Here is a 12146-nt window from a genome sequence, read left to right as displayed (position 1 = left end):
GCGCGGCGAGGCCGCACCGGACCGGTCAGGCGCCGGTCGGGGTCATGGGCGCCCGTCCGCCGCTCGGCGAGGCGTGCCGCACACGACCGTGCGCGGCGGGATACTGAGGCCGTGCTGCTGCCTACTCCTGCCTCATCGTCGTCGGGCGCCGGGGACAGGCCCTTTCGCGTGCTGTTCGTCTGCACGGGGAACATTCACCGCTCGCCACTGGCCGAACGGCTGCTGACGGCCCGACTCGGCTCCCTCGCGGTGCCGACGGCAGGATTCGAGGTGAGCAGCGCCGGCACCGCGGCCAGGGTGGGAGCGCCCATGGATCCGGTGGCCGCGACCCTTCTCACCGAGCTGGGCGGTGACCCCTGTGGTGCGCCCGCCCGCAAACTGACCGCGGCGTTGGTGGAGAGGGCCGATCTGGTGCTGGGAGCCGCGGTGGAGCACCGCGAGGCAGCCGTGCGGCTGTCTCCCCTGTGGTCCCTGCAACGTGCCTTCACGCTGCGCGAGTTCGCCCGGCTGCTGAGACCGGAGGACGCCACCGGTGCGGCGGATCCCACCGAACGAGCCGCAGCGCTGGTCAGCGGAGCCGCGGCGCGGCGGGGAGCCGAGCGCGCCCGGAAGGACGACGATGTGATCGATCCCTACGGTGCGCCCGTGCGGGTGGCGCGAGAGGCCGCGGCGCGGGTCGCCGAGTCGGTGGACCGGATCGCCGCGGCGCTTCTGGCCCCGCTCCCCTGACCCCTCGTCTCCTGCAGGGTCCGAAGGGCGGTCCCCCAGGGGACACCCGGGAGACAGCGCGACCAGGCCCGGGAGGCCGGTGGTCAGTCGCCGCACAACCGGGGTGGCCGCACCACTTCCTCGAGGGGACGCACCAGCGGCTGACGCAGCACGGCCGGGGGCCGGTCCGAGGCGCTCTCCCGCAGGTGGAGCACCAGCGTCCGTGTGGCGCCTGCGCGCAGCTCCAGGTCGAGGGTGAACACCGGACGGCCACGCTCGGCAGCCTGCTGGACGAGGACCGGCCGCCCGTCCAGCACGGCCTCGTTCAGCCTCGCCCCCTTGGTCGCGTAGTACGAGACGAGCAGGCGGTTGTCGCCCGGGCGCGTCGGATACGGCGGGTCGTCCACCCGCTGGGTCACGTACGGAGGGAGTCCTGAGGCCGGGGCCCGGTTGGTCAGGCGCACGGTCGCGGTGACCTCACGACCGGCCGTAACGCACCGGCCGGGCGCCCACTCCAGGCGCCGGTCCAGGTAATAGTCCAATTTCGTGCCGGCCGCGTTGTTGACGATCAGTCCCGCCAACGGGTCGGACGTGTCGGGCAGCGCACCGCCGAACCGCCGGCGTTGCAGTTCCCGCTGTTCGGAACCGTGAGCGCTCCACACCTTGACCCGGCCCTCCCCCAGTTGCCCGCTCAGTGCGGCGAACAACGCCTGCCGACGTCGCGGATCGCCGGCGGCGCCCAGGAGCCGCTGAGCGACGGCACGGGCCACGTCGAGGAAGAAGCGCTTGCGCTCACGCGTGTCCCGGTAGGCCGCGTAGCTGCTGCGCTCGGTGAGGTCGACGACGTTGCCCGCGGTGACTTCGGTGCCGTCGGGCAGGCGGGCGGGGCCGGATGCGACGAGCAGTCCCGACAGCGCTCCGGGATCGAGTGCGAGCGCGCCGTCCACCCTCTCACCCTTGTGCTGCCGCCATGCGGCAGCCCAGATGCGAGCCGCGTAGGGGAAGTGCGGACTGAGATTGGAGTTGACCCACGTACTGGTGGGTGCGTTGTGCCCGTGCAGCGCGGCGTACTCGTCGCCCAGGTCCACTGCGGCGACGGCCTGGGCCATCTCCGTGTCGTTGCCGAAGGATTCGAAGGCCAGCCGCCCGCGGTCCGCGGTGAGGACCGCGAACGCGCCGGGCAGTCCGCCTGTCCCCCGTGCCTCGGCCGTGTTCTCGAACACCACGACATACCGCCTGGGTCCCCGTTCTCCCAGCATGGACGGCATCACACGCGCCGCCGCGGCGACATCGCCGGTGGCGGGGACGAGCCGGTCGAGCCGAGCGAGAAGCCGGTCCCTGGCCCGGTCGACCGACGGCAGCCAGGTACGGCGAGGCAACGCGTTGACGTCTTCGCGTGCGTCGGAGGCACTGAGCGCGGCCCGGCCGAGCTCAGGAGCTGCTCCGCGCAGTGCCGAGAGGTTCACGGGACCATCGGCCCGGGTGCCGGCGGTGAGTGCGGTGGCGGTGTGCGCCAGAGGACGGATGACGTGCCGGGCCAGGGTGTCTGCTGCCTCGGCGGCGCCGCGTACCGTGCGTGCGGGACCGCCCAGCACGGGTACGTGTGCTGCCGCGTACCAGGCGGGACCACTCGTGAGACGGTGTGCTCGTGCGGCGTGTTCGGCGGCCGCACGTACGGCGGCCTGGGTCCGGTGCCGTGCCGGGGGTCCGGCCCCCTGCGCCGGCGCCGCGGGGGAGCCCTCGGCGACCTGCTGCTGCAGCGACTCCAGGGCCTGCTGGGAGGCCAGCAGTTCGCTGCGGGCGAGCAGTCCCGTGACGGCGACCCAGCCGACGCCGGCCAGCGGGACGCCCGCGAGGACGGACACCAGCAGCCTGGCCCGATGGCGGCGGAGCCATCGGACCAGGCTGTCGGCTCCACGAGGAGCGGGGTGTTTCCTTCGGACCGGCCTGCGCATGCTGTGGCCCTGCTCAGCCCTGCTCAGCGCGAGTACGACGGCGTCGTACGACCGTGACGGCCTTGACCGCGACGGCCGCGAAGGCGGCAGCCCCGCCCGCCACCGCCCAGTTCGTCTCCGAGCCGGAGTCCGTGGACCCCGTTGCCGTGGCGTTGCGACCGGCGGCGTCGTAGCCGGCCAGCGCCACCTGCCCGGTCTGCGCGTCGCCGGGCGCCACCGGCCGCCCCTGCGTGTCGACTGCCCTCAACGACAGCGTCTTTCCGTTGCCGGTGACCGTGGCGGTCCCCGGACCGCTCGGGATCCCCTGCTTCAGAACGAGGGAGGCCTGCCGGTCCAGCTCGCCGTTCCCCTCGCTCCTGGCCCGGTCCGGCCCGTCTCCCTTTCCGCCGTCCCCCTTTCCGTTGCCCGCGGTCACGGTGACCGGTGCGGAGACGCTTCCGGACTCCTCCCCGGTCAGCGTGAACAGGTAGGGACCCGGTGGGGTGTTCTTGGGTACGACGAAGCAACCGATCACGGTGCCGTTCTCGTTGGCGCGGTAGACCGGCCCGCACTGGATACCGTGCGGCCAGCCCTTGCCGTCCCCTCCGCCGGACGACGCCCGGCTGACGACGACGGAGGACTGCGGGACGAGCGCGGCAGTGACCTCCTCACCGGGCTCGAAGCCGCCCGCGGAGAAGAAGATCACCCCGCCCGCGGGCACCGTGGTGCTGCTGAGCTCGGGGGGATAGGGCTGGTAGGCACTTGTGGGAGCGTCGGCATACGCCGACTGCGCGCTCGCCAGGGGAACGGCGGCGATGAACGTGACAGCGGTGGCGGCCAGGGCGGCCCGCCACGGTGAAGACCTGAGCATGTGGGTTCCTCTCACCAGCTATCTCGTGTCCGGATGGCGGCGCCGCCAGGGAATTGCTGATATCCAGCTATATACGGACCTGAGGGCGTCCGCTAACGCGGAGGGCGGCACGCGCCCTCCAATGGCCCACGCCCGGGCCCCGTGCGGCCACGTGCCCGGACGGCGGTGGCTCGCGCTCGGCGATCTCAGTAGGCTCCGCTGCCACGCAGCACGGCGGGCAGCGTCCGGACGAGAATGGCCAGGTCCTTGCGGATCGACCAGGTGTCGACGTACTCGAGGTCCAGACGCACGGCGTCCTCCCAGCCTAGGTCGGACCGGCCGCCGATCTGCCACGGTCCCGTGATTCCCGGACGGACCAGCAGGCGGCGCCGCGCCTCCCCGGTGAACACCGAGTCCTCCACGGGCAGCGGCCTGGGACCCACCAGCGACATGTGCCCCATCAGCACGTTGACCAACTGCGGCAGCTCGTCGAGGGAGTAGCGGCGCAGATGGCGTCCCACGGGAGTGACACGGGGGTCGTCGCGGATCTTGAAGAGCTGCCCGTCGGCCTCGTTGCGGACGGCCAGTGCCGCCCGCAGCGCATCGGACCCGACCTGCATGGTGCGCAGCTTGAGGACGTGGAACTCCTTGCCTCGCCACCCGGTCCGGCGCTGACGGAACAGAACCGGGCCGGGGGTGTCGGCCCGCACCGCGACAGCAGCCGCGAGGAGGACCGGCGCGATCAGCACGAGCAGGACGGCGGCCACCACGACATCGATGATCCGCTTGACCGCCCACACCACCCGTCCCCGCCGACGGCTCCGACCCGGTCGGCGGGGAGGCGTCTCCACGGCGGACACCGGCATGTGCGTACACCTTCTCCCTACGGCAGAACGGGTGAAACAGGCTCCAACGGCGGGCAAATCCATATCCGGAAAAGTCCTGACTCACCCATAACTGATACATGAATAGAATCACGACGTTTGCCCGAGTTGCGGCATTGACACTGCAAGGAGCCCCGTTCACCAGCCTGTCCGGGGCATGCCGAGAGGACCTGGATGCGTGCGGTAGTGACGGGTGGGGCCGGGTTCATCGGCTCCCACGTGTGCGAGCGGCTTCTTCACGACGGCCACGAGGTGGTCTGCGTGGACAACTTCCTGACATCGAGCGTGGACAACATCGAGCACCTCATGGACGATCACCGCTTCCGGCTGGTCCCGGAGGACGTCACCGAAGGCCTGGACGTACCGGGGCCGGTCGACGCGGTCCTCCATCTGGCCTCGCCCGCCTCGCCCGTGGACTATCTGAGACTCCCCCTGGAGACACTCCGGGTGGGATCGGCGGGCACCTGGCACGCCCTGGATCTGGCCGCCGCGAAGGGTGCCCGCTTCCTCCTGGCCTCCACCTCCGAGTCGTACGGCGACCCTCTCGTCCACCCTCAGCCGGAGGGCTACTGGGGCCACGTCAACCCCGTGGGTCCCCGTTCGGTGTACGACGAGGCCAAGCGCTTCGGCGAGTCCCTCGCGACGGCCTTCCGCAGGAACCGAGGTGTGGACGCCAAGATCGTGCGCATCTTCAACACCTTCGGCCCCCGCATGCGCCCGGACGACGGACGGGCCATTCCCACCTTCATCCGCCAGGCACTGCGGGGCGACCCCATCACGGTCACCGGGGACGGGAGTCAGACCCGGTCGCTGTGCTACGTCGACGATCTGGTCGACGGGCTGCTGCGGATGCTGGCCAGCAGCCATGGCGGACCGGTCAACCTGGGCAACCCGCACGAGGTCTCCATGCTGGAACTGGCCCAGTGGATCGGGAAGCTGACCCGGACGACGTCGAGGATCACCCTGATCCCCCGCCCCCAGGACGACCCGGAACGGCGGCGGCCGGACATCACCCTGGCCCGACAGGTGTTGCAGTGGGAGCCCAGGACGCCGGTGGAGACGGGACTGTGCGACACCATCGCGGATTTCCGCCGTCGCGTCGATGCCGAGGAGGGCCGCCGCATCGGCAGCCCGGTCACCGCGCCCCCGCTGCACAGTGAAGTCATGTCATGACGGGCGCGCCGGAAGCGGAGCGGACCTGGGCGGCACCGGATGCCCCCGTGGTCGAGTGTCTGGGCGTACCCATTACCGCGCACACCCGCGAGAGCGCCGCGCGGCACGTCCTGCACCTCGCCCAGATGATCCGCGAGAGCCGGCTCGGCGGCACACAGGGCGGCTCCGGCGTCGTACGCGGCAGTGACGTCCACCTGTCCAACGCCTACACGCTCGCCCTCGCGGACCGGGACACCGAACTCCGCAGCGTTCTCAGTTCGGCGTCCCTCAACCTCCCCGACGGGCAGTCGGTCGTCTGGGCCAGCCAGTTCCTGCACCGCGACACCCCGCTCCCCAGCACCCGGGTGTACGGTCCCGATCTCGTCCTCGATGTCTTCGCCCTGAGCCAGCACACCGACGTGCGTCACTTTCTCCTGGGGTCCACTCCGCAGGTACTGGACTCACTGCACCGGGAACTGCGGCGGCGATTCCCCGCGGCGCAGATCGTCGGCACCTGCTCCCCGCCGTTCCGACCGCTGACTCCGGGGGAACAGCGGAGCCAGGCGGAACAGGTCCGGGCCGCGGGCGCCGACATCGTCTGGGTGGGACTCGGCACCCCGAAGCAGGACCGCTGGGCTGCCGAACTGTGCGGGGTGCTCCCCGTGGTCGCCGTGGCCGTCGGAGCGGCCTTCGACTTCATCGCCGGCACCAAGCCCCAGGCGCCGCCGTGGATGCAGCGCAACGGCATGGAGTGGCTCTTCCGCCTGGGGTGCGAGCCACGCCGACTGTGGCGGAGGTACCTCTTCGGAAACGCGCGTTTCCTGCGCGGGGTGGTGCGCCAGGCCACTCGCCCTGTGGGGCCCGGCGGCAGGGGCGCCAAGGGCGCGACGGCGACCGAACGCCTGATTTTCACCCGACGCGACCGCGAGGGAGCCGGGGAGCCCCGACGGAACTCCTGGGGTGATCAAAACCGCCCGGCTCCCCCTGCACGCGTGCGGGACCGCAGCGGGCCGGTGACCTCTTCACCGGGAACGACGTCGACTACGCCGACACCATCGATCGATGACGGGGTGCCGAGGATGACCACGTGAACGGGACGGTCCACCTCCTGGACGACGATCCGCCCGGGCGCCGACCGACCTACCGGGTGGCGCTGGTGCACAGCTTCTACTCCTCGCGCCAGCCCAGTGGGGAGAACACGGTGGTGCTGGACCAGGCGGAGGCGCTGCGCGCCGCCGGACACGACGTCACCGTGGTCGCCGCGCACACCGACTCGCTGGAGACGGTTCCGGGATATCCCCTGCGGGCTGCCTTGCGCGTCGCGACCGGTCACGGCCGGTCTCCCCTGGCGGAGCTGTCACGGCTGAGGCCCGATGTCGTGCATGTACACAACCTCTTCCCCAACTTCGGCACCGGTTGGCTCGGACACTGGCGCGGGGCCCTCGTGGCCACCGTGCACAACTACCGCCCGGTCTGCGCAGCCGGAACTCTCTTCCGCGAGGGAAGGCTGTGCACCGCGTGCCCGGACGGAGACCGGTGGGCGGGGCTGCGGCACGGCTGCTATCGCGGCACTCGCAGGGCGACCCTGCCCCTCGCCTGGGCGGGCCGGAGAGGTCCGGCGGTCCACCCGGTGCTACGTCGCGCGCACCGCCTGGTGGTGCTCTCCGAGTACAGCAGGGCCTTCTACCTTCGCTTCGGGCTGCCCGCAGAAAAGTTCGCTCTGGTACCCAACTTCGTCGACAGCGCACGAGCCGTGCCCTCGCCCAAGCCCGCCCTCGAGAGCCGGGGGAAGGGCAGTCACTGGGTGTTTGCGGGTCGGCTGAGCGAGGAGAAGGGCATCGTCCCGCTGCTGAGACACTGGCCGGAGAGCGAACCGCTCGATGTGATCGGCTCCGGGCCGTTGGAGTCCGATTGCAATAAGGGCCTGAAGAGGAGTGTGCGTCTCCTCGGCGGGCTTCCGCGTGACCAACTCCTGAACCGCCTGCCCCACTACACGGGGCTGATCTTCCCGAGCGTCTGCCCGGAGATGGCACCCGTCATCTATCAGGAGGCCATGGCCGCCGGTGTCCCTGTACTCGCCCTGGCCGGGTCGGCTGCTGCGGACAGCGTCGTACGCGATGGCTCGGGAGCGGTGTACCGGGACGCCGACGAATTGCCTCGAGCCCTGGCAGCGGCTCGTGAGCTCTTTCCGTCTCTGCGCGAGCACTGCCGGAACGTCCATGCCGAGCGGTACGCCGCATCGTCCTGGACCACCGCCATGGCTTCCGTCTACGCGGGTGCGGTCCGGCAGGCCGAGGCAGGCCGCGAACGGACGGTCGAGGCGTCGGCAGCAGACTGACGCGGCGGCTTGCCCCTGCCGGCCCGGCAGCCCTCGCAGGCGGTCACCATCCGCGTACGTCCCGCGTGTCGATCCGGACGACCAGAGAGCCAAAAATAGGATGGCCGCGTCTTCTTCTGCGGTTTTCCAACTGCGTTCCCACAAAACATGTCCAGGGAGAACCTTTGGTCACCGGACGGCCCGCGATCGACATTCTCACGCCGAGTATGAACTACCGTCAGTATGTCGAGGACGCGGTGGTCTCGGTGGCACGTCAGTGTTATCCCGGCCTCACGCACATCGTGCAGGACGGGGCTTCCACGGACGGCTCGGTGGAACTCCTGCGCGACCTCTCGCTACGGCACCCGCAGTTGGATTGCAGAAGCCTGCCCGATCAGGGTCAGTCCGACGCGTTGAACCGCGCCGCGGCCCGTGCCACGTCCGAGTGGCTCGGCTGGCTGAACGCGGACGAGTTCTACCTTCCCGGCGCCGTCGAGGCGGCAGCCGGCGTGATGTCCTCCGAGCCCGAAACCGATGTGATCTTCGGGGACTGTGTGTTCGTGGACGCGCACGGCAGGTACCTGCGCCTTCTGCCCGCACATCCATTCCTGCGCTTCACCTTGAGGCAGTACGGGTGCTTCATTCCGTCCTGTGCCACGTTCGTGCGCCGTCGTTGTGTGACGCAGACCGCCTGGGATCCGCGCATGCGCAGGGTCATGGACTGGAACCTGTGGCTGTCGCTGGCGGCCGGTGGAGCACGTTTCCGCTATTTGCCCCGCCCGTTGGCGGCATACCGGGTGCACGACGCCCAGGTGACCCGGCAGCCCGTCGAAAGGCACCGGGCCGAGTTGGATCTCCTGTCGTCGGAACACGGACTCCCCAGGTCGCCACTGGCCCGACGCTCTGCGCGCCTCGTGGGCATGTCGGTGCACGCCGTGCAGAAGGCGGTGAGCCGTGGCTATTTCAGACAGGTGCGCGCCAATCGGCTGGTCCGAGGAAAAGACCTCCGCTGGTGGCTCAGCGAGAGTGCACGCCGTCATGTCGATCAACTGATCGGCGCACAGCCTCAGTTCTGACGCCTGAAGGTGAGACAGAACTCCCACCGGGACCGAGAGGAACGGGTTGCCACATGAAGCGTTCAGGGTGGAGCGGCTACGACGCCAGGTTCGCCGACGAGGAGAGGGTGGAGCTCTATGCCCGCCAATACGACGACGGCAGCTACGACGATCACGTGTGGCGTCTGGAGAAGCCCGTCCTGATGGACGTGTTGCGCAGAGAACGGGTACGTCGTGGACGACTCGGGGTGCTCGATTTCGCCTGTGGGACCGGCCGCATTCTGCGGGAGGTGGAGAAGGTCGCGGACGAGCTGACGGGCGTGGACATCTCGGCCGAGATGACCAGGCGCGCAGCCGAGGCCAGTCCGCGCGCGCTCGTCATGACCGGAAACGTGCTCACCGAGAATCTGCTGGCCGGTCCGTACGACGCCGTCACTGTCTTTCGGTTTCTCCTCAACGCGCCCCGGGACATCCGGGTTCCTGTCCTGCGCAGGATCCGGCAGCACATGAAGCCGGGTGGCCTGCTTGTGGTGAACAACCACGGCCACTTCCCCAGCCTCCGGTCCATCGCCGTGCGTGTTCCCCGAAGCCGGCCGGAACGCCCGAGCGAACTGCGGCACCGGGACATCGTCGAGCTGCTGAGTGCATCCGGATTCCGGTTGGAATCACGCCATGGCTTCTCGGCATTTCCCCCCGTCCTGCACCGGAACCTGCCGGTCACTGCCCTGAGAAGGGCCGATGCGATCGCCTGCCGTCCACCACTGCAGAGAATCACTGGAGGGCTGATGGTCGAGCAGCTGTACGTGGCGAGGGCTGCCACGTGACGGGAGGCGGTGCCAGGCGGTTCACCTGGCAGCGAGGGTTGTTGCGCTCCGGTCCGCTGGGGCGACGCATCGAATTGCGGAGCACGGGCGGACGGCATGGCGCGGCAGCCGCCCGTGTCATCCACCGGCCGCTGCGACCCGCCGGTCGTGCGGCCGCCTTCCTCGACCGTCTCCTGATGCGTGCGAAGCTCGGGCCGAGGGTCGGCGATCCACTGGATCCTCTTGCGGACAAGCTCCTGCGTCTTCTGCCCGAGGACGTCGACGGCATGGCCTTCATGCACTCCTCCACGCCGGGGAGGTATATCGCGGCGCTCACGTGTTCCGGCCGCCCCAGCCATGTGCTCAAGGTCGGCACCCGCGACGATCAACGTCTCCGCAACGAAGGGGAGGTTCTCACCAGGCTCCCCTCGTTGGGGCTTCCCTTCCATGTGCCCGAACTCCTCTTCGCGGATTTCGTCGGTGACCATTTCGTGGTGATGAGCCGGGCCTGGACCAACTGCCGCCGGGCGGAACTGCTGTCACGCGACGAGCTGCTGGACATCACGACGGCACTCGCTGGACCGGGCAACGGCACGTCCCGCCTGGGACACGGCGACCTGGCGCCCTGGAACATTCTCAGGACCCACCAAGGACTGGGCATCCTCGATTGGGAGAGTGCGTCTCCGGCCCGGACTCCCCTGTGGGACGCCGTCCACTACCTCGTTCAGGCAGGTGCTCATCTCGGTTGGATCGACGCCAGGAGTGTGGTCCGGGAGCTGACCGGACCCCAGGGCACCCTGGCGCAGCTGGCGACGCGCATCGGTTGCCCTCGGTGCGAGATCGACCGGACGCTGCGGTCCTACTTCACCGCCGTCCCCGCAACGAACATCCGGCGGGTCCGTGATTTCCGCGGCGATGTCGCCTCGAAGCTGGGACTGGCGGTCATCTGACTCCCAGAGCGACGGCGTCTACGCCGTCATGGCTCCATGACGGGTGAAGACCCTGCGGTGGCACGGGACGGTCACACACAGAAAGTGCGCACCGGCGGAAGCGAGTACCGGCCCGGTCGGACCGAGGAGATGGGCCATCGGAATGGACGCCGCCAGGTTGACCACGGCCATCACGACGGCTCGCAGAGCCTGGAAGCGGAGTCCCTCGGGATCAGAGAGCCACATGGCCACGGGGTAGTTCACCGCGTGGGTGAGAACCAGTGCGGAGAAGGCGGCCATCAGTCCCGGGCCGACGTCCGCACGGCCGTGGAGCATCCAACTCGCCACGGCCGGGCCGACGGTCACCAGGAGAGCACTGATCACCACGCCGCCGGTCGTGAAGCAAGCCGTCAGTCGCAGCAGGTGGCGCCGGGGTGCTTCCGGGGAGATACGACGGTGCCTGCTGAACGTACGCCACAGGGGCATCGCCGCCGCTGCCACCAGCGCCGAGGCAGGCGCGTACAGCTGGGCCCCCGCCGAATAGACGGCGACGGCCACGGAGTTCGTGACACTGCTCAGCACGAGACGGTCCGCCCCGTAGGCGACGGCGGAGGTCACCTTGATCACTGCCATGGGACCGGCCAGTTGGATGATCCGGGTTCGCGGGAACCGACGCAGCGGAAAGAGCACCACACGGAGCAGGCGCATCCCCAGCATGCGGCCGGCCAGCAGCAGGCTGCCCACCCCGGCCGCACACTGGCCGATCAGCACCGAGGCGGCGAACACCACCGGAGGCGCGTCGGTTGCGGCACCGAGCAGGACGACCGTCAGGGCGATGAGCGTGCCGGCACCTTGCAGAAGCACGGCGAAGTGATAGCGGCCCAGTCCCCCGAGCACTGAACCACCCAGGCTGAGGGGGAGGCTGCAGCCGAACAGCACCGAGACGACGGCGACACACGGCGCGGCGCCGGGCCCGGAAGCGCTGGCGAGCAGTGCGTCGGCCGCACCCGAGACAGCCGTGAGCAGTCCGCACACGGCGATGACGGCGCCTGCACTCAGAAGCGTCCTGCCGCCCGCGGTGAGGGTACGGAGCATGTGCTCACGGTCCCGGCCGGAAAAGGCGTCGATCACGGCGGCCCCGACCCCGAGCTCGGACACGGCGAGCAGGGCGGGCAGGGTGCTGACCAGGGCGACGAGCGCGTAACCCGTGATCCCCAGAGTGTCGACGATGCTGCGCGCCGACACCAACGTGGCGGCGCCTCCGAGGACGAGCACGACGGCCTTGGCGGAGAACGACTTCGCGACCGCCCGCAGGTACGAGCTGAAACCGGAGGAGGAGAGCTCGGGAGCCTCGCTGTCCGTCCTGTTCCCGGTCGATGAGCTCATTGGTTCCACTCCCTGTGGGCCGGCCGACGCTGGTGGCGGATCCACCGGTCTCGGGGGGGCTCCGCCAGGAGCAGGGATGCGACCGCCGGGGTACGGACGCGGAGTCCGGGCAACCTGCGTGAGCAGCC

General features: G+C 70.0%; 11 protein-coding genes. 7 read left to right on the top strand and 4 right to left on the bottom strand.

Annotated elements, in window-relative coordinates; translation table 11 throughout:
- Window positions 1-168: 168 nt before the first annotated feature.
- Window positions 169-729, top strand: coding sequence for a low molecular weight phosphatase family protein (locus ACFYOV_RS17270; protein WP_389088465.1), 561 nt, complete (start codon window positions 169-171; stop codon window positions 727-729).
- An 83-nt stretch (window positions 730-812) separates the two neighbouring features.
- Here the strand turns inward: ACFYOV_RS17270 and ACFYOV_RS17265 are convergent, their stop codons facing one another.
- The 3 genes from ACFYOV_RS17265 to ACFYOV_RS17255 form a co-directional block, all read right to left on the bottom strand.
- Window positions 813-2573, bottom strand: coding sequence for a DUF4012 domain-containing protein (locus ACFYOV_RS17265; protein WP_389088462.1), 1761 nt, complete (start codon window positions 2571-2573; stop codon window positions 813-815).
- A gap of 103 nt (window positions 2574-2676) precedes the next feature.
- Complete coding sequence (locus ACFYOV_RS17260) at window positions 2677-3513, bottom strand: hypothetical protein (RefSeq protein ID WP_389088460.1); 837 nt, start codon at window positions 3511-3513, stop codon at window positions 2677-2679.
- A gap of 185 nt (window positions 3514-3698) precedes the next feature.
- Window positions 3699-4358, bottom strand: a complete 660-nt coding sequence (locus ACFYOV_RS17255; protein WP_389088457.1) for a sugar transferase — start codon at window positions 4356-4358, stop codon at window positions 3699-3701.
- Window positions 4359-4550: 192 nt separating this feature from the next.
- Here ACFYOV_RS17255 and ACFYOV_RS17250 point away from each other — a divergent pair, with 192 nt between their 5' ends.
- The 6 genes from ACFYOV_RS17250 (at window position 4551) to ACFYOV_RS17225 (ending at window position 10653) form a co-directional block, all read left to right on the top strand.
- On the top strand, window positions 4551-5549 hold the full coding sequence (locus tag ACFYOV_RS17250) for a UDP-glucuronic acid decarboxylase family protein (protein ID WP_389088456.1): 999 nt from the start codon (window positions 4551-4553) through the stop codon (window positions 5547-5549).
- Window positions 5546-6619 carry a WecB/TagA/CpsF family glycosyltransferase gene (locus tag ACFYOV_RS17245; protein ID WP_389088453.1) on the top strand — a complete coding sequence of 358 codons (1074 nt, stop codon included), beginning with the start codon at window positions 5546-5548 and terminating at the stop codon, window positions 6617-6619. Before ACFYOV_RS17250 ends, ACFYOV_RS17245 begins: the two co-directional genes overlap by 4 nt.
- Window positions 6616-7866, top strand: a complete 1251-nt coding sequence (locus ACFYOV_RS17240) for a glycosyltransferase family 4 protein (protein ID WP_389088451.1) — start codon at window positions 6616-6618, stop codon at window positions 7864-7866. Before ACFYOV_RS17245 ends, ACFYOV_RS17240 begins: the two co-directional genes overlap by 4 nt.
- A 164-nt stretch (window positions 7867-8030) precedes the next feature.
- A complete protein-coding gene (locus ACFYOV_RS17235) occupies window positions 8031-8921 on the top strand; it encodes a glycosyltransferase family 2 protein (RefSeq protein ID WP_389088448.1) in 891 nt (296 codons plus the stop codon).
- A gap of 53 nt (window positions 8922-8974) precedes the next feature.
- Window positions 8975-9724, top strand: coding sequence for a class I SAM-dependent DNA methyltransferase (locus ACFYOV_RS17230; RefSeq protein WP_389088447.1), 750 nt, complete (start codon window positions 8975-8977; stop codon window positions 9722-9724).
- 176 nt (window positions 9725-9900) lie between these two features.
- Window positions 9901-10653 (top strand): phosphotransferase, encoded by a 753-nt coding sequence (locus ACFYOV_RS17225; RefSeq protein ID WP_389088444.1) that lies wholly within the window; start codon window positions 9901-9903, stop codon window positions 10651-10653.
- Window positions 10654-10671: 18 nt separating this feature from the next.
- On the opposite strand, the gene ACFYOV_RS17220 is transcribed toward ACFYOV_RS17225, so the two are convergent.
- On the bottom strand, window positions 10672-12018 hold the full coding sequence (locus ACFYOV_RS17220) for a lipopolysaccharide biosynthesis protein (RefSeq protein ID WP_389088442.1): 1347 nt from the start codon (window positions 12016-12018) through the stop codon (window positions 10672-10674).
- Between the last annotated feature and the right edge of the window lie 128 nt (window positions 12019-12146).

Origin of the sequence: Streptomyces sp. NPDC005931 (assembly GCF_042871235.1) — a bacterium.
GTDB lineage: Bacteria > Actinomycetota > Actinomycetes > Streptomycetales > Streptomycetaceae > Streptomyces.
The sequence above is the reverse complement of the archived record's forward strand: the minus strand, read 5'-3'. Positions and strand labels throughout refer to the sequence as shown.